The sequence below is a fragment of the Rhizobium sp. CFBP 8762 genome (genome assembly GCF_014841565.1).
Taxonomy (GTDB): Bacteria; Pseudomonadota; Alphaproteobacteria; order Rhizobiales; family Rhizobiaceae; genus CFBP-8762.
On record NZ_JACYUD010000003.1, the window covers coordinates 353,678 to 378,686 of the forward strand.

28 protein-coding genes, 1 tRNA gene and 1 pseudogene are annotated in these 25,009 nt (G+C 56.8%); 25 read left to right on the forward strand and 5 right to left on the reverse strand.

The window, feature by feature from the left end; translation table 11 throughout:
- Positions 1-83: 83 nt before the first annotated feature.
- The 16 genes from IFT84_RS10280 to IFT84_RS21425 all read left to right on the forward strand — a co-directional run bounded on the left by IFT84_RS10280 (position 84) and on the right by IFT84_RS21425 (position 14,326).
- Positions 84-596, forward strand: coding sequence for a phage virion morphogenesis protein (locus tag IFT84_RS10280; RefSeq protein WP_192118986.1), 513 nt, complete (start codon positions 84-86; stop codon positions 594-596).
- Between the two features lie 152 nt (positions 597-748).
- Complete coding sequence (locus IFT84_RS10285) at positions 749-1,834, forward strand: phage protease (protein ID WP_192118988.1); 1,086 nt, start codon at positions 749-751, stop codon at positions 1,832-1,834.
- 1 nt (position 1,835) lies between these two features.
- Positions 1,836-2,228, forward strand: coding sequence for a hypothetical protein (locus IFT84_RS10290; protein WP_192118990.1), 393 nt, complete (start codon positions 1,836-1,838; stop codon positions 2,226-2,228).
- Positions 2,229-2,237: 9 nt separating this feature from the next.
- Entirely contained in the window at positions 2,238-3,131 is an 894-nt protein-coding gene (locus IFT84_RS10295) for a Mu-like prophage major head subunit gpT family protein (RefSeq protein ID WP_192118992.1), read from the forward strand.
- 116 nt (positions 3,132-3,247) lie between these two features.
- The gene (locus IFT84_RS10300; protein ID WP_192118994.1) at positions 3,248-3,664 is read left to right on the forward strand and encodes a hypothetical protein; all 417 of its coding nucleotides are present in this window, start codon (positions 3,248-3,250) and stop codon (positions 3,662-3,664) included.
- Between the two features lie 91 nt (positions 3,665-3,755).
- Positions 3,756-4,193 carry a gp436 family protein gene (locus IFT84_RS10305; RefSeq protein WP_192118996.1) on the forward strand — a complete coding sequence of 146 codons (438 nt, stop codon included), beginning with the start codon at positions 3,756-3,758 and terminating at the stop codon, positions 4,191-4,193.
- 18 nt (positions 4,194-4,211) lie between these two features.
- Positions 4,212-4,826, forward strand: coding sequence for a hypothetical protein (locus IFT84_RS10310; RefSeq protein ID WP_192118998.1), 615 nt, complete (start codon positions 4,212-4,214; stop codon positions 4,824-4,826).
- Complete coding sequence (locus IFT84_RS10315) at positions 4,823-5,032, forward strand: DUF2635 domain-containing protein (RefSeq protein ID WP_192119000.1); 210 nt, start codon at positions 4,823-4,825, stop codon at positions 5,030-5,032. Before IFT84_RS10310 ends, IFT84_RS10315 begins: the two co-directional genes overlap by 4 nt.
- A complete protein-coding gene (locus tag IFT84_RS10320) occupies positions 5,032-6,519 on the forward strand; it encodes a phage tail sheath subtilisin-like domain-containing protein (RefSeq protein ID WP_192119002.1) in 1,488 nt (495 codons plus the stop codon). The genes IFT84_RS10315 and IFT84_RS10320 overlap by 1 nt, the downstream gene beginning before the upstream one ends.
- 18 nt (positions 6,520-6,537) lie before the next feature.
- The gene (locus tag IFT84_RS10325; protein ID WP_192119004.1) at positions 6,538-6,900 is read left to right on the forward strand and encodes a phage tail tube protein; all 363 of its coding nucleotides are present in this window, start codon (positions 6,538-6,540) and stop codon (positions 6,898-6,900) included.
- A complete protein-coding gene (locus IFT84_RS10330; protein ID WP_192119006.1) occupies positions 6,900-7,388 on the forward strand; it encodes a hypothetical protein in 489 nt (162 codons plus the stop codon). The genes IFT84_RS10325 and IFT84_RS10330 overlap by 1 nt, the downstream gene beginning before the upstream one ends.
- Positions 7,389-7,634: 246 nt before the next feature.
- The gene (locus IFT84_RS10335; protein WP_192119009.1) at positions 7,635-10,235 is read left to right on the forward strand and encodes a phage tail tape measure protein; all 2,601 of its coding nucleotides are present in this window, start codon (positions 7,635-7,637) and stop codon (positions 10,233-10,235) included.
- Between the two features lie 15 nt (positions 10,236-10,250).
- A complete protein-coding gene (locus IFT84_RS10340; RefSeq protein WP_192119011.1) occupies positions 10,251-11,519 on the forward strand; it encodes a DNA circularization N-terminal domain-containing protein in 1,269 nt (422 codons plus the stop codon).
- 2 nt (positions 11,520-11,521) lie between these two features.
- Positions 11,522-12,748 (forward strand): phage baseplate assembly protein, encoded by a 1,227-nt coding sequence (locus IFT84_RS10345; protein ID WP_192119013.1) that lies wholly within the window; start codon positions 11,522-11,524, stop codon positions 12,746-12,748.
- A gap of 2 nt (positions 12,749-12,750) precedes the next feature.
- Positions 12,751-13,263, forward strand: coding sequence for a phage baseplate assembly protein domain-containing protein (locus IFT84_RS10350; RefSeq protein WP_192119015.1), 513 nt, complete (start codon positions 12,751-12,753; stop codon positions 13,261-13,263).
- A gap of 280 nt (positions 13,264-13,543) precedes the next feature.
- The gene (locus IFT84_RS21425; RefSeq protein WP_244651166.1) at positions 13,544-14,326 is read left to right on the forward strand and encodes a hypothetical protein; all 783 of its coding nucleotides are present in this window, start codon (positions 13,544-13,546) and stop codon (positions 14,324-14,326) included.
- Between the two features lie 110 nt (positions 14,327-14,436).
- Here IFT84_RS21425 and IFT84_RS10360 read toward each other — a convergent pair whose 3' ends face one another.
- Complete coding sequence (locus IFT84_RS10360; RefSeq protein WP_192119019.1) at positions 14,437-14,940, reverse strand: TIR domain-containing protein; 504 nt, start codon at positions 14,938-14,940, stop codon at positions 14,437-14,439.
- A 4-nt stretch (positions 14,941-14,944) separates the two neighbouring features.
- Entirely contained in the window at positions 14,945-15,817 is an 873-nt protein-coding gene (locus IFT84_RS10365; protein ID WP_192119021.1) for a DUF4231 domain-containing protein, read from the reverse strand.
- A gap of 265 nt (positions 15,818-16,082) precedes the next feature.
- Between IFT84_RS10365 and IFT84_RS10370 the strand changes: the two genes are divergently transcribed.
- The 8 genes and pseudogenes from IFT84_RS10370 (at position 16,083) to IFT84_RS21700 (ending at position 21,697) form a co-directional block, all read left to right on the forward strand.
- Positions 16,083-16,544, forward strand: a complete 462-nt coding sequence (locus tag IFT84_RS10370) for a phage GP46 family protein (protein WP_192119023.1) — start codon at positions 16,083-16,085, stop codon at positions 16,542-16,544.
- A gap of 4 nt (positions 16,545-16,548) precedes the next feature.
- Positions 16,549-17,694, forward strand: coding sequence for a baseplate J/gp47 family protein (locus IFT84_RS10375; protein WP_192119025.1), 1,146 nt, complete (start codon positions 16,549-16,551; stop codon positions 17,692-17,694).
- Positions 17,694-18,290 (forward strand): YmfQ family protein, encoded by a 597-nt coding sequence (locus IFT84_RS10380; protein ID WP_192119027.1) that lies wholly within the window; start codon positions 17,694-17,696, stop codon positions 18,288-18,290. The genes IFT84_RS10375 and IFT84_RS10380 overlap by 1 nt, the downstream gene beginning before the upstream one ends.
- Positions 18,290-19,735, forward strand: coding sequence for a pyocin knob domain-containing protein (locus tag IFT84_RS10385; protein ID WP_192119164.1), 1,446 nt, complete (start codon positions 18,290-18,292; stop codon positions 19,733-19,735). The genes IFT84_RS10380 and IFT84_RS10385 overlap by 1 nt, the downstream gene beginning before the upstream one ends.
- Positions 19,732-20,427 carry a DUF4376 domain-containing protein gene (locus IFT84_RS10390; RefSeq protein ID WP_192119029.1) on the forward strand — a complete coding sequence of 232 codons (696 nt, stop codon included), beginning with the start codon at positions 19,732-19,734 and terminating at the stop codon, positions 20,425-20,427. Before IFT84_RS10385 ends, IFT84_RS10390 begins: the two co-directional genes overlap by 4 nt.
- Before the next feature lie 146 nt (positions 20,428-20,573).
- Positions 20,574-20,777 (forward strand): Com family DNA-binding transcriptional regulator, encoded by a 204-nt coding sequence (locus IFT84_RS21765; RefSeq protein ID WP_192119031.1) that lies wholly within the window; start codon positions 20,574-20,576, stop codon positions 20,775-20,777.
- A 64-nt stretch (positions 20,778-20,841) separates the two neighbouring features.
- Positions 20,842-21,255: pseudogene (locus IFT84_RS21695) on the forward strand (DNA cytosine methyltransferase); the annotation flags it as partial.
- Between the two features lie 94 nt (positions 21,256-21,349).
- Positions 21,350-21,697 (forward strand): hypothetical protein, encoded by a 348-nt coding sequence (locus IFT84_RS21700; protein ID WP_342212861.1) that lies wholly within the window; start codon positions 21,350-21,352, stop codon positions 21,695-21,697.
- Positions 21,698-21,721: 24 nt separating this feature from the next.
- On the opposite strand, the gene IFT84_RS10405 is transcribed toward IFT84_RS21700, so the two are convergent.
- The gene (locus IFT84_RS10405; RefSeq protein ID WP_192119035.1) at positions 21,722-22,612 is read right to left on the reverse strand and encodes a DUF6492 family protein; all 891 of its coding nucleotides are present in this window, start codon (positions 22,610-22,612) and stop codon (positions 21,722-21,724) included.
- A 768-nt stretch (positions 22,613-23,380) separates the two neighbouring features.
- Positions 23,381-23,456 (reverse strand) — tRNA-Ile (locus IFT84_RS10410).
- Between the two features lie 142 nt (positions 23,457-23,598).
- Between IFT84_RS10410 and IFT84_RS10415 the strand changes: the two genes are divergently transcribed.
- Positions 23,599-24,342: an SIMPL domain-containing protein gene (locus IFT84_RS10415; RefSeq protein ID WP_192119037.1), complete on the forward strand. Its 744-nt coding sequence runs from the start codon at positions 23,599-23,601 to the stop codon at positions 24,340-24,342.
- Positions 24,343-24,379: 37 nt separating this feature from the next.
- Here the strand turns inward: IFT84_RS10415 and IFT84_RS10420 are convergent, their stop codons facing one another.
- A complete protein-coding gene (locus IFT84_RS10420; protein WP_342212860.1) occupies positions 24,380-24,748 on the reverse strand; it encodes a hypothetical protein in 369 nt (122 codons plus the stop codon).
- Positions 24,749-25,009: the final 261 nt, after the last annotated feature.

Consider the following 25,009-nt stretch of genomic DNA (forward strand, 5'->3'; position numbering starts at 1 on the left):
CCCAATCACCCTGAAGGGTGTGCTTCCTGCTCAGCGCGTCACAACCGAAAATATAGTTCCGATCCGTCCGAAAGGCAAATCTTATGAGCGGTGCATCGATTTCAGTCACGACTGAGGTTTTGGACGGCGATGTGCGCCGCGCTTTCACAAAGCTGCAACAGGCCATGGACGACACGACGCCCGTCATGGACGCGATCGGTGTCGGACTGGCGGGATCGACCCATATGCGGTTTGTCACGCAGAGCGGCCCGGACGGTCAAGCCTGGCAGGCGCTCAATACTGACTATGCGCAGACCAAGCGCAACAGCCGCATCCTGACCGAAAGCGGGCGGTTGCGTGATAGTATCAACCGACAGGCTGGCAATGATTATGTTCGGGTCGGCACCAATGTGGTCTATGCTGCCATTCACCAGTTCGGCGGCACCATCAAGCCAAAGACGGGAACGCATCTGCATTTTCGCATTGGCGGCCAATCGGTCATGGTCAAGAGCGTCACCTTGCCCGCCCGCCCCTTCCTCGGTATATCGACCGACGACACGACGATGATCGCCGAGACCGTTTACGATTTCCTCGAACGTCACGCGACACCGCGCTAAAGCATTTCCAGTAAAAGCGGCATCGCTTTTACGTCTGGACAATGCGTCGACACAAAATACCAGTTCGAGACCTCCCGTTTTAAAGATCGCCTGAAGTCCTGCCCGCCAGCGCGGGCATGATATTGCGATGTTGCCTGTGGCAAACATGCCCCATGAACATCGCTCTGAACGCCACAATCCGAACCCTTGAGACTGCCACGGCTGGCCCCACTGGCGGCACGCCGGAATGGCTGCACCTTCTGCCTGCGCACGAGTTTTCCGGCGTCGATGGCCGTGGTCCGTATGCCGCGCCCGATGGTGCGGCCCTGGTCGAGCTGTTTAACCGCGAAGGCCGCAAGCTTGCCGTGGACGAAAACCATTCAACCGATCTTGCCGCCAAGCAGGGCCATTCCGCCCCGGCGCGTGGCTGGATTGTTGAGCTGCAAACCCGTGACACCGGCCTTTGGGGCCGTGTCGAATGGACGGCTTCCGGCCGCGCACTCGTGGAAGACAAGGGCTATGGCTACCTGTCCCCGGTTTTCCACCACACGCAGGCAAAGCCCTACCGCGTGATCCGGCTTTTGCGCGTGGCGCTCACCAACGACCCGAACCTCCCTTTTCTCACATCGCTCCACACGAAAGGACAGACGATGCTTGAAGCTCTTCGCAAGGCGCTCGGCCTTGACGAGACCGCAGACGAGGCAACCGTGATTGCAGCGGCCACGTCTGCTCATGCTGCAGTCAGCAGCCACGACGCCTTGATGGCCCGTATTGCCACCGCCGCAGGCGTTGCAACGGACGTAGACAGTGACGCTCTGGTCACCGCCATTCAGTCGCGCGCTGCAAGCGACAACAAGACCGATCCTGAAAAACAGGAACTGGTCGAGCAGATCATGGCGCTGCAAACAAGCGTTGCCCAGATCACCACGCAACACGCCAAGGAGAACGCTCTGCGCGTGATCGATGACGCCGTTGCCGCCTGCAAGATCGTGCCGGCACTGCGTGACCATATGATTGCCCGCCACATGAAGAACCCGACAGAGGTCGAGGCGGAAATCAAACTGTTGCCGTCGCTGAACGCTGGCGGGATCGGTGGGCGCAAGCCACCGGTTAACGACAATGGCACGCGTGGGGGCACGAATGGGGGCAAATCCAATGGCGGCGTTGACGAAGACGAAGCCAAGATCGCCGCGATGATGGGCATCGACCCTCAAGCCTTTGCAGACACAGCCAAGGCGCTGCACGGAAAGGATAGCTGAGATGGTTGCCAGCAACGATCTGACTTATGTCGAGCGCAAGGGTGACGTGTTTGCCTACCCGGTTTTGGCCGGTGTGGTGATTTACGGCCGCGCCGCTGTCGGCATTACGGCCAATCGCGATGCAGTTCCTGCCGGTCACCCTCAAGCCGTCAAGCTCGTTGGTCTAGCCGAGGAGCGCGTTGACAATCGCGGTGGTGCAACGGGCGACCGGTTGGTGAATGCCAAGAAAAGCGTGTTTGCGATCCCGCTCACTGGCGCTACCGCCGCCAATATTGGCAGTCCAATTTATGCCAGCGCCGACGACACGTTCACCCTGTCGAACGCGAACGGCGTCCTGCCGATCGGCATTCTCCACGCCATCGATAGCGACGGCATCTGGCTAAAAATCACCTGAGGAACCATCATGGATATCAATTCTTCCACGCTGCGCGGAATCTACACCGGTCTATCGACTGCGTTCAATGTGCGCCTTGCCTCGACCCAGACCTATTACAACACCGTGGCGATGACCGTTTCGTCCACCACCGCTATGAACGAATATCCACGTCTGGACGATCTGCCTGGTATTCGCGAATGGGTCGGCGAACGTCTGGTGCATCGCTTGTCGGCACAGACCTACGAGATCCGCAACCGCGAGTTTGAAAAGACGATTGCAGTCAAGCGTGCCCAGATCGAGGATGACCAGATCGGTATTTTCTCGCCGGTGGCCTCGCAGATCGGCCAGGACGCGGCCGAGTTTCCCGACCGGCTCGTCTTCCCGCTACTGAAGAAGGGCAACGTGACCGCCTGCTATGACGGGCAGTATTTCTTCGACACCGATCATCCGGGCTTCAACGAGGCCGGTTCAACAGTATCTGTTTCGAACTTTACCCCCGGCAATGGTCCGGCCTGGTATCTGATCGATGATACCCAGGTGCTGAAACCCATCGTCTATCAGACCCGCAAGCCCTTCAAGCTCGTGTCCTTCCAGGACGAGAAGGACGAAAGTGTGTGGCGGCGTGGGGAGTTCGAATGGGGCGTGGACGGGCGCTGCAATGCTGGCTTTGGCATGTGGCAACTGGCCCATATGTCGAAAGCGGCCTTAACGCCGGACAACTACGCAGCAGCGCGCACGGCCATGTCAACGATCCGCAAGCGAGACGGCGCGGCAATCAACATCCGCCCAACCAAACTGCTCGTTCCTCCCGCGCTGGCGGGCATTGCCCGCACCATCGTCAATGCGGAGCTCGTTGGCGGCGGCAACACCAACATCTGGGCAAAGTCTGCCGAGGTGGTCGAAATCCCCTATCTCGCTTGATCCTGAAACCTCACGCAAGACCCCGCCCGATCGTTGACCTTGGAACGATCAGGCGGACTTTCCCGAGCCGCCTTTGCGACGGTTCCGGCAAGTCCGCACAACGAGAAGGAACCGCCATGAGCAAAATCCAGATTATCTGCACCAAGCCAGGCCTGCGCCGTGCCGGTGTCGAGCATCCCGCCGCAAAGGTCTATGACGCCGATCACTGGTCGCACGAGGACATTGCAGCCTTCAAGGCCGATCCGGCCTTTATCGTCCAGCCCTATAGCGGCGTCGCCGATGACGTGAACACCTCTGGTGACTTCGATGCGGCCGTCGCACGCGAGGTCAAACGGCAGGTTGAGGCCAAAAGCGCAGAGCTTCAAGCAGCCTTCAACACGGCTGTGAGGGAGGCTTGCGACGACAGGATTGACGAGGCCAGCCGCGAGATCGACCGCCTGAAGGCAGAACTGGGAGCAGCGAAGGCTGCCATCCTCACGCCCGAAACCCCGGATGGTGAAAGCGAACCGCAGCCCGCGCCCAAGAAGAAGTAACGCAAGCCCACGCCCAATTATTTGTCGCATTGTCCAGACGTAAAAGCGATCACGCTTTTACTGGACATGCTCGGGAGCCACAGGACCGACCATGTACGCCAGTGTTTCAGACATGATTGCCCGTTTCGGCGAAACGCAGATCATCCGGCTTTCCCGGCCGGAAGATCGCACCGCGCAGGCCGTGGACGACGACAAGGTCAATCTGGCCTTGGCCGACGCATCAAGCCTGATCGACGGCTATGTGCGTGGCCGCTACCTCGTTCCGATTGCAACACCTCCGGCCGAGATCGTGCGCGCCGCCTGCATACTGGCGCGCTACGATCTGGCCCAGGGCGAGCACACAGACCCGAGCGAGGAAATGGCAAAGGGGCGCAAGGACGTCATCACCTGGCTGGAACAGATCGCGCGCGAGATCATCCATCTCGACCTTCCAATAGCTTCGACGCACGGGACCGGTCAGGCTTCGTCGGGCCCGCGTGGGTCTGACCGGCCGCGCATTGTGACCCACGACACACTGGCAGGGTTTTGAGATGGGCAGGGTTTTGACATGACATTTCCCAACGCGCCCATCAGCCGCATGGAGCCTGCCATCATCGACCGGCTGCGGCTGGCCTTTCCAGAAAAGACGTTTGCCATTGAACGCGTTCCGCAAGTTATGACGCTCAGCGAGTTTGACCGATGCGCCAAGCATACGCCGTTCATCGGGCTTGCCTGGACAGGCCTGCGTCCGGACACAAGCAGTGGCCGCGTTCTGAACGGGAAAATGCTGTGGCGTCTTATCCTGATCAACCGGGCGTCTAACAGCCTTGAAACCCGCTTCAAGGGCGACACCCGCGCCATCGGCCTCGACGCGATGGTCGAAGTCGCCGTGGTCCTGATGCAGGGCGCCGTCTTTAAGGACATTGGCTATGCCAGCGTCACGCTTGCCAACAGCCTGATCGCAGACGGCTGGAGCGACGACAAGATTGCCATTGCCCAGGTTGATTTTGAAGTCAGCTTCTCAGTGACACCCGCCGTTCTCAACCTTCTGACACCTGACGAGTTCCGCGCGATCGGCGCGACTTGGATCGGCGCGACGGGGATCAGCGCGACAGGGCACATCGATCCGCACAGCCACGCCATTCACGACACCACAAATGTTCGAGATGAGAGGACATCATGACGACAGTTTACAAACAGGCCGAAGGCCGCACGGTCCTACAGGAAGACGGCAGCGCGTGGCCGCAGGACGGCAGGGCCATCCCTGATACGCTTTTCTTCCGCCGCCGCGTTGCCGATGGCGATCTGGTGGAAACCCAACCCGAACAACCCGCACGCAAAGTGGCCAATGTGGCACCTGCCCCTGTAACGCATGAAGGAGCCAAATAATGGACTTCAACGAAATCGCCTATGACTGGTTGGAACCCGGCATTTTCATGGAAGTGCGGGCCAATTACCGCAATATGGGCCTCCTGCCCTATCCGACAAAGGTTCTGATCGTCGGCCAAAAGCTTAGCCCCGGAACGTTGGCACCCGGCCAGATCATGGAGATTACCCGAGCCGAGCAGGCCATTGCGCTGTTTGGTCTTGGATCGATTGGAGCCGAACAGGTGGCCGCGTTTCGCAAGGCGAACGCGTCGTCTCCGCTGTTCGTTACCGCACTGCCAGACGCAGCCGGAGCGGTGAAAGCAAGCGGAACCTTTACGTTCTCGGGCGTGGCCCCACAAGCGTCCGTTCTGCGCTTCAAGGTGGCGGGCAAAGCCATCCGGTTCACCGCATTGCCGACCGATAGTGTAGCGGCCATGGCTGTCAAACTCGCAGCAAGCATCAATGCGGAGCCGTCGCTTGTCGTCACCGCTATCGCCAAGGACGCCGTCGTCACTGTCACAGCCCGCAACGGCGGGGAAGTCGGCAATGATATCGATTTGCGTGTCGATGTCAGCGCGCAGCCGATCCCGAACGGATTGACGATTGCGGTGGCCCCGATGGCGGGCGGCGCTGGAAACCCAACCCTGCAAGGTGCGCTCGATCTCGTGACGAACTCGTGGTTCACGATGATCCAGCATCCGTGGTCCGATGTGACCAATATGGCAGCCTTCGCGCGCTTCCTGACGGACCGATACACCGCAACCGCCAAGCTCGACGTACATGGATTTGTCGCCAAGCGCGGCACCTATGGACAACTGACCACGTTCGGCGCACTGACCAACTGCCCCTATCTGACGGCCATGGGTTTGAAGGCAAGTCCTACCAGCGCGTGGGTGTTGTCGGCTGCGGTCTGCGGGCTTGCCGCCTTCCACCTCACCAACGATCCGGCCCGCCAGTTGCGCTCGCTCGTCGTTCCCGGCGTGGACGCACCCGATGCAGCCGACCAGTTCACCGAGGAAGAACAGAACCTGTTGCTGCGCACCGGCATCTCGACGTTCGATCATCTGGCCGACGGTGCAACCATCGTGTCGCGCCTGATCACCACCTATCGCGTGTCAAACCTTAACATCCCCGATCGCGCCTGGCTCGACATTATGGTGCCCGTCACCATGAGCCGCATTCGCTATGACTGGTCGTCCTATGTGGCGCTCTTGTACCCCCGTGCCAAACTCGTTGACGACGACGATCTGGGCGCGTTCGTCTCGCGCTCCGATAGCGGCGAGGATGCAGGCAGCGCCGTGGTAACGCCGGGCCGGATGCTGGCCTCCTGGGCGGCACGCTGCAAGCTATACGCGGAAAAGGTCTGGATCGAGGACGTGCAGCGCACCTTGAAGGAAAGTGTGTTTGCCCGGTCCAATGATGACCGCAACCGACTGGAAAGCCGCCAGCAGGTCCGCATTGTCGGCAACCTCATGGTGCTGGCCGGTTCGCTCGAGTTCCAAGTTTAACCATAGGAGACCACGGTCATGGCTCAAGTCTTGGGCATTGTCGATATCGTCTGGCAGGGACGAACCATTCCTGTCGAGAAGGGTGCCAAGTTCCGAACGGGCGGCATCAAAAACACTGCCGTCACCTATGGCCGCACTGTCGCGCGGGCGCAGGAGTTTCAAGGCTCGGAAGTCACGGCCACCACGCATCTGGAAAAAGGAATGCGCCTGTCGAGCCTTCTGACACCGGGCGATGGTGAATTGCAGGTGCGTTGTGACACCGGCCAGACCTTTGTCATCAACGGTGCTTTTCTGGTCGATGATCTACCCGAGGTCACCGGCGGTGAAGGCGGCAAGATCGAACTCAAATGGGCAGGCCCCGAAGCGGAGGAAATTCTCTAATGGCAAGTCGTACCACCACCTACAGCCTTGATATCGATCTGGATGCGGAGCCGGATACCAGCGCAGTCTTGGCCGACACGATCGTTGTGGAAGACGGCCCTTTGCCGGGCGTTGCCAAGGCCGATACCGATATCGTCAACGAGGATATCGACGCGCTCGACAAACTTCCCGACCATGCCGTGCGCAATCTCGACGGATCGGTCACGCTTCCCTTGCGCTTTCCTGTCACCATCAAAAGCCAGAAGGGCGGCAAGATTACCGAGCGCCGGTTTGAGCATCTGGTGTTTCACCGTCTGGTGGGTGCGGACCAGCGCGCGATTGCGGCGGTTGCCGACGAACATATGGCCCCTGTTTCCTTTGCCCGATCAACGCGGCTCAATCAGGCCATCATGAACGCCCTGTTTGACCGAATGGACGTCGCCGACATCGCCAGCGGCGGTCAGGTGCTCAACCATTTTTTGACGAATGGCCCAACGACTGGCCGATAATTTTTGGCTGCCTCGCTGAGGCAGGCAGCTTTAGCGCAGCCGATCTCGACGGCTTCGATATCGCTCAAGCGCGGTTCTGGTGGAACTGCATCATGGCCTGGCGGCGCGCGGCAACCCCGGATGAGTAGAGCGCTTACGATCCCACGGCATGGGATCGGCGCTTAACTCGTTTACTTGAACGCATAATCTTGATCGTCCTCGCTTCGCTCCGGTCGGATTATGCATGAGCACAACAGGAAACACGATATGGCGCGCGGCTTGAACCTTGATGTCCTGGTACGGCTGCGCGACCGGCTAAGCGCGCCTCTGAAGCGGTTGACCGCCAGTCTGCAAAAACTGTCGAGCATGGGTCGAAAGATCGGTGTCGTTGGCGCGGCCGTCGCAACAATCTCGTTTATGGGGCCGATTGCGGAAGCGGCGGAGTTCGAGCAGAAGCTTTTGAATATTGCCGCCACGTCGCATTTGAGCGGCAAAAAAGCCTTTGCTTTCGTTGCCGTACAGAAGGAACAGTACGAAGGGCTTGCGCTGGAAATCGGTCAGTTCTCGCAAACCATCGCCGATGGTGCCGCGCAAATGATTGCAGCCGGTGTCGATCAATCCCTTGTCGATGCGTCGATCAAGAATATCGGCCGTGCTGCTACCGCGTCCACCACACAGTTCAGCGATATGGCCGGTGTTGCAACCTCGCTTCTGACTACGCTCAAGCTTCCAGCCGATCAGTTGAACAACGCACTTGGCGGACTAGTCACGGCGGGCAAGCTCGGTGCTTTCGAGATGAAGGACATGGCGAAGTATTTCCCGACATTGACGGGCCAGATGGCGAAGTTTGGCGTGACCGGACGTGAGGCCGTCAACTTCTTAGGCGCAGCACTCCAGATCGCCAGGAAAGGCACGTCTGATCCGGCAGAGGCTGCCAACAATCTGAAGAACTTTCTGGCCAAGATAACCTCGCCCGAAACGATCAAGAATTTTAAGGACATGGGTGTCGATATCGGTGCGGTGATGCAGGATGCCGCCACCAAGGGCATCAACCCGATTGAAGCCGTTGTCCAAAAAATTACCAAGCTCACCGGGGTATCGGGAGCCGAAATCCAGAAACTGATGGCAAGAGCAAAAGCAGGCGGAATGGAGGGCGCTGATGCTCTGGGCTACGTGCGCGAGCAGTTGGAAAAAATCCATGGCGCTGGCGCACTCGGAGAACTGTTTGCCGACATGCAGGTGATGGATTTCCTCATTCCGATGCTTGGAAACATCGACGAGTACAAGCGCATCAAGGAGGAAGTGGCACAGGCGACGGGCGGCGTTATCGACGAAGACTTCATCACGCAGATGCAGGCGCTGAACCAGCAGACAACCATTTTCTTAGAACTTGGAAGGCAGGCGGCGCGTGAGGTTGGTTTTGCTTTTGGCTCATGGCTGCCAGTGATCAACAAACATCTGACAAGCTTGATAGCGTGGCTGCGCGAACTTGACGCCCAAACCGGTGGCAAGGTTCGCCAGTTCCTCGCCTTCGCAGGTGCTGGCGTTCTCTTGGCCGTCGCACTCGGAGCGCTTGCCATTGTGCTGCCCGTGATCGGCGCGGGCTTATCCCTGATTGGCGCGCTGGTGTCGCCCATCGGTCTGGCGCTGGCCGCCATCGCTGCCGGTGCCTATGCCATCTATAAGAACTGGGACTTGGTCGGCCCGCATCTGTCAAATGTCTGGACGTCCGCCAAGGCGGGCTTAACCGATTTGGCAAGTGCCGCCAAACAACGCGCCCGTGAGTTCGTGCAGGTCGGCCGGGAGATGGTGGCTCGCTATGGACCGACGGTTAAACAGGGCATGGCAACGGCCTGGGATACCGTGCGCCTGAAGTTCCGGCAGTTTGTCGCCTTGATGTGGGGTTACGGCAGGCAGATCGTTGGTGCCGGACGTGACATGGTTTCCCGCTACGGGCCAATGATCAAACGCGGCATGATGACAGCGTGGACGGACATAAAACAGGGTTGGAAGGGTCTTAAAAGCTTCTTCGAAGGCATCAAGACCGGCATGAGAGACTTTAAGATCGACACGTCCGGCTGGACGATCGACAACGCCAAGGTGGTTATCTTTGAACGCATCGATGGCGCGCTCGGACGGATCAAACTTGCCTGGGAAGCCCTCAAATCTTTCGGCTCGGGCTTTGGGGCCTGGCTCCCGCAGATGGGCGGTGAAGTTGGTGAAGCGATTACAACGTTCGCACAGTTGGGCGACGCGTTCGGGCGCATTGGTACGGCGCTGTCCAAAATGTCCGGCGCGGACACACCGAAAATCTCCGGGTTCTTCAAGACGATCGGTGACCTCGCTGGCGGTTCGCTGACACTGGCACTCGATCTCCTGAACAAGCTCGGGGATGTTATCGTCTGGCTTGCTGAATCATTGGCAACTCTGATCGAAGCGATATCGAAGGGCATCAACTGGTCGGCCATTATTCCCAACGGTGTGGCCGAGGCGCTGAATAGCGTAGCAACCGCCATCAACGCAGTGAAAACAGCCTGGAACAGCTTGGGGAACGTTGCCAAGCCCGGAGATATGCTGCCCAACGGGACACCGGCCGGATCATCCAACGATGGCAGTGACCGCGATGCGTCGGCTGATGACTTCCTCAATGGTCCGCCCAGAATACCCGGTCCCTCGCCACAAAAACATTCATCGATCGAAAGCCCGACGAAGTTTGCAGCCTTGCAACGGCCTGCAACGCAGCAGGTCGCGGTCGGCGGCGTTGTGCGTGTCGATGTGACCGGACCCGGCAAGGTGGTCGGGTCATCGTCGGACAACAAAGCCGTGCCGATCAAAGCCAACACCGGCCGCGCCATTGGCCGGGCTTGAGACAGGAGGCGTAACATGATCTTTGATAGCAACGGCTCCCTGCTTCCCGGTCTTTTGCCAGCCGTCTATCGCGGCATCACCTTCCACATGCACGACACGTCAAGCGACAGCGGCCGCCGCGTAGTCGAATACCTGTTTCCCGGTGTAGACGCAGCCGCCTATGACGATTTCGGCCGCGCGCCTGGGATCGTGTCAATTGAAGGGTTCATCGTCGGCGACAGCTACCGCACAAAAGCGCGGGCCTTGGAGGCCGCGTTCAATCGTCCGGGACCGGGAACGCTCATTCATCCTTGGCTTGGACCGATGACGGTCATTCTGGAAGACACGGCGCAAATCCATTTCTCTGATCGCGAATTGCGCATTGCCCGTATCAGCGCCAGCTTCAAGCGGGTGCAGCGCGGCCTGTCCGGTAGTTTGTCCGGTGGCTTGAACCTTGGCGGCTTTGCCGGTCTGTTTGCCGCAATCTCGACGCTGGTCTCGTTGGCGTCCATGCTGGCGGGCGGGCTGGACCGCTCGGTGATTTCGGCAACACGCGGCAAAGCCGTCACGCGCGGGATGCGGATCATCAACGCCGTTGCAGGCGAGATCGCAGCGCCCTCCACTACGGGCCGGTTTGTGCCGCGCCTGCGCGCCATGATCGCGGCTGCATCGCCGGTTACAGCGGGCGAGTTCGATGCGTTGATGGTGGCTGTCGCCGAACAGTTTGCGCAGGCAGAGCCGACCCCTGCCGTCGCACCCGCCGCCGAGGCAGTGGTCACACCAAGTCCTAAACCACAACACCTGATGACCATGGCGTTGACGTTGTCGGAGACTTTGACCGCCAAGGCAATTGCAGCGCCTGCGCAGGCCGATCGCGCTTTGCTGTTGTCGGCCACCGCGCATCTTTTGGCACAATCGGCTGCATTGTCGCCCTATGCGCATTACACCTCAAGGCGCGAAGCTTTGGCATTTCGTGCCCGCGTGGTGGCAATGGCAGATCAACTTTCCGATGCGCTCGACGGACTAGCCGGATCGCCATTCGAGACAAATGCCCAGGAGCTCCGTCGCGCCACCCGGTCCTTTGCCGCAGCCGTCATTGCCGATATCAACGAAACCATTGGCCGCCTGCCCAATGTTTTGACGTTCCAGCCGGAACGCCCGCTCGATGCGTTTGCGCTGGCCGCCCACGTCTATGGCGATCGGCCTGAGCTGATCGAGGCGGCATACCGCGATATCGTCGCCCGCAACAATCCGCGTCACCCGTCCATCCTCGACAACACCCGCATTGAGGTACTGGAACGATGAAGATGAAAGGTATCACACTACGCATTGACGGTGTGCCGTTCGACCAGTGGGAAAGCGGTGAAGTCTCCCGAGACATGAAAGACTTCTCAGGCAGCTTTTCCTTTACCTTCCGCGACGGTGTGCGCTCTGCCCAGACCTTCGACTATGCCAGCCTCGGCGCGCCCTTCAAGCTACGCCCGGGCCATGCCGTCGATATCCTTATCGATGGCGCTCTTGTGCTCAAAGGTTTTATCGAAAAAGTATCGCCAAGCATCGACGATGGACGTGCCGAGGTGACCGTGTCCGGACGCGATGTCACCGGCGACCTGATCGACAGCGCGGCGCTGACCGATGGCCCGGCCGAGTTCAAGAATGTGAAGCTGGAAGAGGCCGTTAAGCGCGTCGCAGCGCCGTTCAAAATCGGCGTGCGCAACGAGATCGACACCGGCGAGCCGTTCACGCGCTACTCCCTCGACCTGTCGGAAACTGCCTTCAGCGCCATCGAGAAAGGTGCCCGCTCCCGTCATGCGCTGATCCTGTCAGATGGTGTCGGCAACATCGTCATCACCCGCACCGGCAAGACACGCGCACCCACGCCACTACGCCTGCCCGGCAACATCCTGTCATCGAGCGCCACCTTCAGCCACGAGAATCGTCATTCTGAAACGATTGTGCGCGGCCAAGGGGAAAAGGCCGGAAAGGAACGAACCGGCCCATCCGCGCTTGACGCCACCGCCGAGCCTCTTATGCCAACGGACCGCAAGGCAGGCGATGGCTCTGCCACAGCGGCCGAGCGCAAGGGAACGGCGGCAACCGGGCGTGTGAAGGATGACAAGATCACCCGTCATCGCCCGATCGTCCATCTCGCTCGCACCAAGGCAGACGCAACCGGCGCGCAAGACGAGGCAGACTGGCGGCAACGCACCGCGCGCGCCGACGGTGAAGAAGTGTCGGTCACAGTCAAAGGCTTTGGCCAAGACGGGAGTTCGGGAACGGGCGGCCGGGTCTGGCGCGTCAACGAGCTCGTCTACGTCTCGGATGCCTTCCTTGACATCGAGCGGGATCTTCTCGTGTCAGCCGTGACCTTCAGCGAGGACGAGAGCGGACGGCACACCCAGTTGACGCTGACCAGTCCCGAAGCCTTTGACAAGGAGCCGGACGGCAAGCGCCGCACCAACGCCAAGGCAAAGGGCAAAGCCAAGACGAAGAAGCAAAGCGGCCCGCTTGATGGCACTGCGGAAAGGTTGTGACCATGGACAAGGAAACCGCTGACAAGATGCGCGGCATGGTGCGCCGGGTCGTGCTGAAGAACATCAAAGATAACGGTCAGACGCAGACGGCATCCGTCGAGGTGGCCGATGGCATCTGGCGCGAGGATGTGGAAATCATGCAGCCGTTCGGTGTTGCCAGTCATCCGCCAGAAGATGGAGCCGTAACACTTGCCTTCGCGATCGGCGGCGATGAGGGCGACATGGTTGTTCTGCCGCCCTCTAATCCATCGGCCCGTATGGGCGGCTTGAAGGCGGGCGAGATTGGCTTATGCAACAACGCAGGCGACAAGCTAGTGATTGATGCAGGCGGCAACATCACCGCCGTTTCCGGCACTTCGCTAACGTTGCGCGTGGGCGGGGTCACGCTGACAGTGTCTGCTGCTGGTATTGATATAACTGGTGGCAAAATTACGCACAACGGCAAGGACATTGGCGATACGCACGTTCATTCCGGAATTTTGCCTGGTGGAAGCAACACAGGGACGCCTGCGTAGTTGCAAACCCTAAACATATAAGCGGAGATTCGACGGACTTTTTGCTTACTTAAAGCAGTAGTAATGCCTTATTGTAATGACTTGTCGTGATTACCAGTAACAAAAAATCTGTCCATATTTCTAAGCCGTTCAGGCCAAAGATATCCGGCGCGTGGGATGAACTTTTTCATTGATACCCTATATAGTCTCTCAAAGTATTTTCATGAGATCAATAATGTTTAACCTAATAATGCGTAATTATGACTGGGCCAACCGCACCGCGTCGATGGACCTAGGTCGAATGTTCGAGTTCACCGACACTGCTCTGGCTGAACAATTTCAGATCGGCAATTCTCCCGACTTGAATAAACTTTTGCGTCTGCCGTGTTTGTTTATTTCGGAGGGCATTCGCGAAGAGGTGTGTCGTGTAGGTACAATCACCAGTGCGCGGATAGCAAACGGCGAGATTCGGTTCGAGTATTTGATCGATCCTGATTTACCGCCTTTGCAGAATTCATTTCTGTTCGAACACAGAATTCGACTGGATATGGATCGACATAAGTACAATTGGGACTGGAGCCGCAATCACTGGGCGGTTAAGGATATTGATCTCTATCGTTTCCTTCTTCAGAATGTAAATCCTCGCCGTCAAAAACCCACGGTGTTTGTAATTCCGGAACATGAAACGATTCAGGCGCAACTTTTGGCCGTGATGATACCTTTTGATGCTGGCTTCGATCCGGTTTATGCAGCAATAAATCAAGCCAGTACAAATTGTGGCCTTGTAGCAAGGCGAGCTGACGAGATTTGGGAAGCTCCTGGAATTATTCAGGACGTAGTTAGTTTAATCGATCGTGCACGGGTTGTCGTCTGCGACCTTAGCAACAGAAATCCAAACGTATTGTATGAAGCTGGAATCGCCCACACACTTGGCCGTGAGGTAATTATAATAGCTCAAACTGAACATGATGTTCCATTCGATCTTCGATATTTGCGTCACATTCGATACCTAAACAACTCCGAGGGTTTGGCCGCACTCACTGTGGCCATACAGGATAGAGTGCAAACTATCATCGGCCATTGATTGTTGGACTTCATCCTGCCTTCCCACTAAAAATTAGATGAACGTAAATCTTGGGCACACTCAAATCGAGAAGCATCTGGGCATACAGCCGTATGTTGGGTCATCTTCGATTATGAGTCGCTAACTTCCCAAACTTGATATAGGTCATCGCTATAATGCCGCGCACCGCCCTTTCGAGAGCTCAACGACAGTCCCTCAAACTCCGCAGGCCAGCAGGTTAGTGCGTGCTTGATCGGCTTAAGCTTAAAAGGCACATGTAAAACACACGTGTCACGGATTATCGCCGGACAAAGATCGTCTTGAACTTTGCTTCCGTTTAAGTTTATCGCAATGATCGGGAGATCGAGCGATAACGCTAGATCGAGTTCCCATCTAACGAACTTATATAGATTCTTCGTCGATTCCCCAATGATCACAGCAGCAGCAGTAGATTGCTGCATTCTTAGTTTAAGGTTCCGCTTCACATATTCTTCACCCTGCGCTCTTGCAGTCATGCTATCTAGATCGTGCGCGTTCTCGAATAAAAAAGGCACGTTAGGTAGAGCTGACCATCCCTTCATTCGAGCGTAGGCCCACTTGTCCTTATCGCCATCAAAAATAGTGTATATAGCCATGCTCTCACTCCCCTGCCGTTTGCCGAGCTATCCATTGGGTATGTTCCCGAGAAAAAACTAGCTCAACTTCGTTTATTGCCTTGCTAAAGTCCTGCTCAGTCTCTGCATCTGTGATTACAGTTTCCGCCAATCCGATTTCGTGTGCGGTTAACGCATAGGCAGAGGCCAGTTCATTGAATTTTTTAATTTGCATCCACCCTAATACAGCCGACGCCATTACAATAATTGGCTCAACTGGAAAGGTCACATTAACAAACTTGACGTGCAGCAGTACCAGCATAACCCCAACTATATAACAGCCAGCGCCGATCCACTGCCATCGTTTCGCGGCTAAGCTATTGACCTTCGCTTTACGGCTATACCATTCCTTCTGGTCGGTGATTCGACTAGCAAGGTAATAGGCTTTTCGGTCGGACAGTGCGCTGTTGCGCATTGCTGACATTGTAGTAGTGATTTGAGGGCGGGTTGCATCTAGTCTCGCTAAATGTTCGCCAACCTGTTTGTTGCTTCTTAAAAGTGATGCCAGTGTATCGCGAAAATCCTTTGTCGCAACGGCAGTTTCCGCGTCATTAAATGGATGAGCGCGCATTGCGTAGCGCCAGCTAAGGGTTTTCACCGATTCAGCGAGGGCTCTCGACTTGTACCACCCTTGCTCTGGTCGAAGATGTGCCCGCCAAGCCAAAATCACTAACGATGCAACAAAGGTGAAAGCGTAAATCGCCAAGAACACCGGATTTTCAGATTCTACTAAAGTTAAGCAAGCAGCAAAAAAAAGTAGCCCGTACTCTCCCCGTACTAAGTTGAGGTAATAGCACTGCTGCTGGTTTGAAGCTGCGTCAGCTGTAACGAAGAGTGCAGGGAATTCTATTTCTGTCATGTATGCTTGCCCCCCTAGAGAATATCTATTTGACGCAATTTGTAGGAGTTCTACAAGTGGTTTTACGTTAGCCACTACAAATGCTGCTGGTGCCTGTCGCTGCGACAAGGCTGGATGAACCAAGTACGAAAAAGCAGCTCCGATGCATCCATTAAACCTCCTAGCAGTTCCAGCCTGCTAAGCTTCTCGCATTATATTTTCAAGCTGAGTCAACCCGCTTACGCGGGCATGACGCTTTCCTTACGCGCGCGATATAATCGCGCCCATGTTCTTCGATCTCGCTCTGACATACGACCCCCAAACGCGCCGGTGCGATCTGGCGCTTGGGGCTGACTGCGATCTGGTCATTGACGAGACACCGCTTCCCGCCATGCTGTTGTCGATCGGCCTTGACCGCCGCGCCGGGCCTGATGATCCGTTGCCCGAAGGCCGGTCGCAGTTTTTAGCACCGGCAAGCTTCTGCGAGCGGCGCGGCTGCATCGGTGATGCGCTGGATCCGTTCGGCGCGCTAACCGGCACAAAGACATGGCTGCTTGATCGGGCAAAGGCGACAGAAACAACCCGCGCTCTCTATCAGTTCTGGCTGGAAGAAAGCCTCGCTTGGGTCGAGGACGAGACCGGCGCCCCGGCCGAGGTCAAGGTTGAATGGATCGACCGCGACAAACTGCGTTACCGCATTCAGGTGCTTGATACTGAGCTGACGTTGTCGCGCCGGATGGAGGGCTGACGCCATGGCCTGGACGATCCCAACCGCCAAAGAGATATCGGAACGTTTGGCGGGCTCGCTGGAAGCGGGTCTAACCCGCGTTCGTGCCGATCTCGATCCTGTTGCTGTCTCGCGCGCCGTACGCTCGGTTACCGGCGTCTTTGCCCAGATCGGACGGGCCATTGCACTGGAGGTGCGGGAGGTCCACGATCACCAGGCATGGTGGGCACGGCAGTATTTTGTCGATACGGCCGAGGAAGAATACATTCTGCGTCATGCTTCGATCTGGGGCATTGACCAGCGCACCGCGACGTTTGCGCGTGGCACCGTCCTGATTGAAGGCGTGGCAAACACGACCCTGCCGCAGGGCATCGAACTCACCGCATCGGATGGCGCAATCTATGTCACGGCCAAGCCTGCCGTTATCTCGCCCGCTGGTTCGGTTGCCGTTGAGGTGCGCGCCGTGCTTTCGGGCAGTGTTGGCAATCTGGAACCGGGCATTCGCCTGACGCCGCTTGCTCCCTATCCGTCCATCACGCGGGTAACGGTTGATAAACCCGGGCTTGCCGGTGGCACTGACGAGGAAACCGCAGACGAGCTGCAAGCGGCGACCTTGCGCCGTATCCGTCAGCGGCCCCATGGCGGCGCTGGCTTTGATTATCTCGCCTGGCTTGAACGCATGTTTGCCATCAAGGCGATTGCGGTCGTGCCGGAATGGATCGGGCGCGGCTCTGTCGGCATTGTCGTGGTCATGCGCGACGAGGATGGTGCAGGCCGTGTTCCAACAGCAGAAGAACTGAACGCCATTGCCGACTATCTCGGCCGCCCTGGCAGTGCCAGCGGTGTTCGCCCCGTCACGGCCCATGTGGTCGTTGTTCCCGGAGTTCTGGAAACGTTGAACCTCACCGTTCGGCTGCGACCCGATACCACGACAACGCGGCGCGCCGTCATCGACGCCTGGTCGCGCTTTATCGCTACCCTCGGCGACGAGGACGACGAGCGCAATATTGGCCCGATCGGTGCGCTCATTGAACCCTCGCGGATCTCCGAGGCGATTTCAGCCGCTGGTGGCGAATACGGTCACGACCTGATTTCTCCATCTGCCCCGTTCCGGCTGGAACGCACTGCGTTTCCGGTGGCCGGAGCCATCACCTTTGAGCGGGCAGACTGATGGCGCGCACCGTTGTAACCATCCTTCAAAGCCTCATTAACAAGCTTCCAACGGGCTTTGCGCTTGGCGGCCGTGATGGCGTGATCGACACACTGTTGAACGCCACGGCCGAACAACTGGCAACAACGGAAAGCCACGCGCAAACCTTGATGGACGAGGCCGATCCGCGCACCGCCTATGGACTGCTGGCTGACTTCGAGCGTGTACTTGGACCCGACCCTTGCGGACGCGATACCGCCAGCCTGACCATCATCGAGCGCCAGCGTCTGGCACATCAACGCTGGACAGCAACGGGCGGGCAGTCGATCCCTTACATGATCTCGGTTGCCGCCAAGCTCGGCGTGAGCGTAACGATTGATGAGTTCTGGCCATCGCGCGCAAGCGGACTTCGCGCCGGTCAGCGGCTGCGCCCTGAAGGCTCGCAGTTCGTTTGGCGCGTCAACATTCCGGGCCTGACCGTCACAACCAAGTTTCGGGCGGGGGCCAGTGTCAGCGCCCATCGGCTCGGCACATTCTCGCTATCGAGCATTGAATGCGAGCTGCGCCGCATCAAGCCCGCCCACACCACACTCGTCTTCAGCTACGGAGCCACATAATGGATCGCATCAATTCCAGCGGAACAATCGACATCGGTCAGGGACGACGCGGGTTTCGTGACGAGAACCTTGAAGCCGGGTTGCAGGGAACCGAGGTCAATGCCGCGTTTTTGAATATGATTCAGGAGGAAATCCTGAGCGTGATTACGCGCGCCAGGATCACGCCGGACGCCAATGTCTGGTCACAACTGGCTGACGCTATCGCTAAACTGATTTTGGAGAAGGCACCCGATACCGCAACCGAAACCCGCCTAGGGGTGGTGGAACTGGCGACGATCGAGGAAGCAACGGCCGGGTCAAATGCCTTGTTGGCCGTCACGCCTCCCGGCCTGAAGGCGGCTATCGATGCGTTGATCAACAGTGCTCCGGGGGTGTTGGATACCCTCAATGAACTTGCCGAAGCCTTGGGACGTGACCCGAACTTTGCCGCAACCATGGCTGCAAAACTGGCCCTGAAGGCCAATCTGTCCGATCTGGGCTCGATTGGACCCTATGCAACGTTTATCTCCGACTGGAACCTTGCCAAAACCAATGGCTGGTATCGAGGTGTCAACGCGGCCAATGCGCCTGATAGTGACTGGTGGCTGGGTCACGTCGAGGTTCACCAAGATGATTGGGTAACACAAACCGTTCATGGCTTTAACCGCGACGATGCAAACAACACACGCACCTTTAGACGTAGTCGGAATGAAAACGTCTGGACCGAGTGGCATCGTCTGTATCAGTCGGAAGCAGAGCTTCGCACACTGGCCGCTTCCGTCAACGCGGCTGGCATGGTGGAACTTGCAACGGTTGACGAGGCCAAGGCCGGTATTGATGGAACACGGGCGGTAACGCCAGCCGGTGTCAAAGCCGTTATCGACCGCGTTATCAATGGAGCGCCTGGCGCACTCGATGCGCTGAATGAACTGGCTGCGGCGCTCGGTAACGACCCTAATTTTGCGAATACGATAGCGGGCCAGATCGGGCAGAAGTTCGATAAAACGGGAGGAAACATCACCGGGCCGACTAATTTTCTGAATCGAGCTTACGAAACAGCTCTTTACGTTGCTGGCACCAATCCCGGACTTCAATTGTTTTGGGCTGGCGTGATGAACAAAATTATATTCGTTAACGATCGCGGATATTTTTGTGTCAGAAACAAAGACAACCACCAAGATTCACATATGCTTGCCGATGACGGCAATCTCTGGCTCAAAAACCGAGGTTGGATCGGTGAATGGCTGATTACGCGCGCCGAGCATAACAACGATATCAGCTGGCGAACCCGAACCGATCGTATTCGTTGCACATCACGCTCATGGCAGGATGCGACCTACGAGGCAGATTTTGGTGGTTTCGTCGTTCAGGCCGTTGATGTCGATAATGGCGGCCGCGGACGGCAACTCGTTGGCGCACTGCAAATCCTCGTGAATGGCAACTGGGTAGGACTATCAAACGAATGACCATAATATCGCTTGGAATATTCAGCCGGTACAAACCAACAAAGGAAAACTCGACCTGGCAGGCAGATTTCCCACAGGGTCTGTTTTACCGCAATGAAGAGGGTAAATGCTGGAACGACCTTATCAAGGAACTAGCCGAGTACGACAACGGCGGTGCCATGATCGGTGCTGCAAAACACCCGCACTATGCCACCGTACATCAGGGTATCGTTTTCTACACCGATAGCGATCCATCGAAGCTTGCCCCATACGACATGGAAGTGCTCGCCTCGACCGAACCCATCGGGGTCGGTCTGGCATGGAACGGGAGTAGCCTGTCCCGCGTACCCGTCAAAGCAGCCGATGTAACACTTGAGCGCGACAAACGCATAGCCGCTGGCGTCCGTGTCATGATTGGCACAATCGGTGCTATTCCCGTACAGGGCCGGGAAAAGGACCAGACCAATCTTTTGGCGCTAAAGGATAACGCCCGTGATCTGGTTGCTGCTGGCATTAAAAAGCCAGTAATGACGTTTCGGGATGCCAATGACGTCGTACATTTGTTGACGCCTGCGCAAATGATGGAATTGGTTTCAAAGGGTTTGGCCTGGGTTTCGCAAGTCTATCAGGCGTCGTGGATCATCAAAGAAATGAATCCAATTCCTCACGACTTTGCAAGCAACGCAGCATTATGGCCGGCTGATAATATCTGACGAACCGGGCGGCCGGTGCGCGAGGAACGCACCAAGCGACGGGGGTAGTTTTGGCGACAGCTCCCGTCCGACAGCGCAAGAAGACAACTGTCACGCCCGTGCCTTGCAAGGCGGGCTCTTAGTGACTGAGTCGAGAGAATGACACAATGAAGAATATCAGGTGCGGCTCATGTTCAGCCCTTTTGTTTAAGGCTGGACATGGAGCCATTGCCAACGATATCGAAATCAAGTGCCGCCGTTGCGGCACGTTCAATCATTTGAGGCCACTGCCCGCACAGGACACCGAGCCCCTGACCGACTGCCACGAGCAGCCGCAAAGGAAACACTCGTGTGGCTCTACATCCCGTTGACGGCTTTACCGCCCACTACTCTGCCAACTCCGAACCTCTCCACGGCATCGCGCTCTGCGCTGGCGTGGGAGGACTGGAACTCGGCCTGCACATCGCAGAACCCGGATACAAGACTGTGTGTTACGTCGAGCGGGAAGCCTTCCCTGCAAGCGTGCTGGTGGCGCGGATGGAAGACAAGGCCCTGGATCACGCGCCTGTCTGGGATGATGTTACCACCTTCGATGGCCGCCCTTGGCGTGGAAAGGTTCATATCCTCACTGGCGGCTATCCCTGCCAGCCCTTCTCGTTTGCCGGTCGACGGCTCGGACAAGACGATCCCCGCCACCTCTGGCCTCACATTGCCCGCATCATCACAGAGCTTGAACCCGAATGGTGTTTCTTCGAAAACGTCGAAGGCCATATGTCCCTGGGCGCCGATGCAGTCTTCGCAGACCTTGCCCGCCTGGGCTTTAGCATCAAAGCGGGCTTGTTCAGCGCGGCAGAAGTCGGCGCATCCCACCAGCGTCGGCGGCTCTTCATTGTGGCCCACGCCGACAAAGTCCCTCTATTGCACGAAGATCGAGCTGGAGCTGGTGAACGACTGCTTCCGGATGCGCGACGATGCGGCGGCGGGCGGATCGCAGTTCGGCCTGGGCAAGGCTGCGCGCGTGTGGACGCACATCTGGCTGCTGATGAAAGCCTGCGGAGCCCGGCCGACGAAGCCCTTCAGCTTCCAGTCTTCGCGCCCGCTCCATTTGAGTTTGAACGCTGGAGCCCGATCCTCGACCACAGACCTGACCTTCAACCCGAACTTTTCGGATTGGATCATGGGCTGGCCGATCGGGTGGACCGATCCGACGCAGCCGGTAACGGAGTGGTCTCTCTGGCTGCGGCGTATGCGTGGCGAACTCTCAAAGCTGCCCACTGTGAGGATGGTTTGAATTTGTACTGAGCGTAGTCTTGCTCTACCCAAATTCTTCAAGTGCTATCCGTTGAATATCGCGAGCGCTATAATTTAAGAACGATTGCACCCCTATTCCTACTTGATGGGGTGCGATCTGTCGGAAGTAAGACCGAATACCCGTCTCGTTCATCGGAACAGTCTGATTATCCCATAGCACATGGCACAAGGCCTCGTTTGTTCGGTAGTGCCCTTGAGTACCCAAACTGTCGTCTACAAAACGACCGTAGATCATGCATTCCGAAAACTCTCTGGAAGCAAGCATCGCTCGTACCCAGTGGCATTGATGACGAGCTTCAATACTGTCCAACAATTTCCGGCAGGTCTCGACATCCCATGCGACAATCGTACCGACATAATCGTGTGCGGGAAGCGGCGGCGCGTCCAACCCGAGCAGGTGGGAGGCGTGATTAACCCACTTTATAAACCCATACTGGTCGATGCTTATCTTCGTGTCTTCGCGATAAAGCCGTAAGCTGCCATTCACCCACAAAAACGCCGGATCAAACTCACGAACCATCATCACGTCTGAATCAATAAACAGCATTGTTCTTTCAGTAGCGTAGCGGGCAAAGGCCATGCGTCTTAACTGCTGTATATGCCAGCCCCGCTTGGGGCGGGAATACGGCGTCAACCACCGGCGTTTTCCCCGGTAGGCTAGTGCTTCTGGAAGTGCGATAATCCACCATGGAAGCAGCTCTCGTTCGTCTACAACAACACGACGTTCGCCTTCTAGCTGCTTGAACATCTTCACATCACTGCTCGCAACAAGCAGGTAATGGGTCCAATTACCCTGCAAGCGACGGTCCATGCTTTCACACAGAATTTGGCATCTTTCGAAGTCTTTTGGATAGGATGCAGTTACGACAGCGGTGCCGCCTTCATATATCGTCATGGTCTGTCCTTTAAGTCACGGCCCATTTGCTAATGGCTGCGATATGTATGACATAACTCATATACGTTGGAACAGTAATTGTCAGAGACGATAATGGACGGTGTCGCTACTACGGCCGCTGAGGACAATGGCAAACTTTTCGAAGCCAGCGATTTCAAAGGTTACTGGAGATGCCTTTGAGAGGGTCTTACAAGTTAGAGCGTAATAAACGTGATGCCCGAACACCATCAATTGACAAAAATGTGTTGCTGACATTTTCGGTGTCAAAATTGACAAAATTAGCGTCCGGCTACATCGCCATAGGCGAGTAGTGCCATCTGGGCTGTTAAAATTTTCATGTGTTTTTAGCGGCATAAATTCCCTCCTTATTCACTCCAAACATGTCCACAAACTAGATGACCATTGCATGTAGAAAAGGGTCAGAGCCAATTTTAAGAAGTGGCGTGTAGCTACGATGGCACAATGCAAAACTGTTAAAAACTATTTTAGCTATGGAGATGTTGCTGCAAATCTTGGTGTCAAAACTGCAAAATTCCGCGTCCGGCTACAGCTGACATTTTTAGTGTCAAAATTGACAAAGTTCGCGTCCTGCTACAACAAAGCTTTTGACACGTCCGCCAGAATTCTGAAAATTCCGATTTCTTGTGTCAAAATTCCGATTTTGCGTGTCACGCTACACCGATTTTGCGTGTCACGCTACAACTGACATTTTAAGTGTCAAAATTGACAAATTCCGCGTCCGGCTACAACAAGGGTAAAAGTAGGAACTGGTGGGCCCGGAGGGACTCGAACCCCCAACCAAGCGGTTATGAGCCGCCGGCTCTAACCATTGAGCTACAGGCCCTTGGAAAAATTCCAGCCGCTATCCAATGGTAAAATAGCGACGGCTCAGGCTCTAGCCGAAAATCATGTGTGAAACAAGTCTGCCGTAATCATCACATATTCAAACGCGATAACAATTATGCAGATCAAAGGAGAGTTACCGCATGAAGTCCAGTTCACAAATGTACCGTCTTGTCAGTGCCGTTGCCTTTTGCGTCATCGCATCATCGGCCGTCGCGCAGGATGCACCGAACAATTCGACACAGGTTATTTCTGTAACCGGGGAAGGAAGGGCGGAAATGGCGCCGGATATGGCGCTTGTTACGCTCAGTGTTGTGCGCAACGCGGCAACGGCGCGTGAAGCCATGGACGGGACCAGCAAGGCCGTTGGCGATATCCTTACCGCTTTGAAAGCAGACGGAATTCAGGAGCGTGATCTGCAAACCTCGGATTTCGCCATCAATCCGCAGTATCAGTACCCCGACAACAACAACGGGCAGAACGAAGCGCCAAAGTTGATCGGGTATAGTGTCAGCAACACGCTGAACGTCCGTGTGCGCGATGTAACGAAGCTCGGAGAATTGCTTGACAAGTCCGTGACGCTCGGTGTGAACCAGGGCGGCAGCATTCAGTTCACCAATGACAATCCTGAAAAGGCGCTCAGTGACGCGCGCAAGGAAGCGGTCGAAGATGCCATTTCCAAGGCAAAAGAACTGACCGAAGCCGCAGGTATCAAGCTCGGGCCGGTATTGACGATTTCGGAGAACAGCTTCCGTTCCCCCCCGATCCCCGTGGCATTTTCAGCCCGCGCGCAGATGGCTGATGCCAAGGCACCAGCGCCGATCGCCGCTGGCGAAAACGCCTATGACGTTTCGGTTTCCATGACATTTAAACTCGAAGCAAAATAATCGTCATGTAAAAAGGCCCCCGAAAGGGGGCCTTTTATCAGAACAGCGGGGGGCAGCCTCTCACATTGGCAAATGACATGGTTACCAACCGGCCACCGCGGCGGAAGCCCTCCACAACGACACGCCGGGGCGTAACGTCAATTACCTGCGCACGACGCAGGCCGAAATCACGTGCCTTGTCTTCTGCAAGCCAGCCTTCGCAGCGTCCGCGCCCTGCAAACCGTGGTGGCGGTGCGCCATAACCGGGACGAATGGGACGGCCACCTTCAAAATACGGCGGCGGCGGCGGCGGTGGTGGGCGGTCATAGTCAGGCCGAACAGGGCGACCGCCCTCGAAGAACGGTGGCGGCGGGCCCCGGCCCCAGTCGTCGTCAAAACCATCATCGCGGTACTGTACATCAATCACAAGATTCGAGGCCACAGATACGCTCTGTGCAAACACCGGAACTGACGACGTGACAGCCGCACTCACGCCAACCAAGGCAGCAAGAGCCAAATGTACGATCTTATGTTTCATTGACCGTCTCCAATAGCATTCTGCGAAAAGCGCAATTGCTTTCGTATCCATAGAATGCGTCAAACCACAAGGATAGCGGCAAAGTCCAAAAGCGGGCCCGTCGTTTCCTGAAGCTTATATACCGTCGCTTTCTTGAATGTGAACAGAATG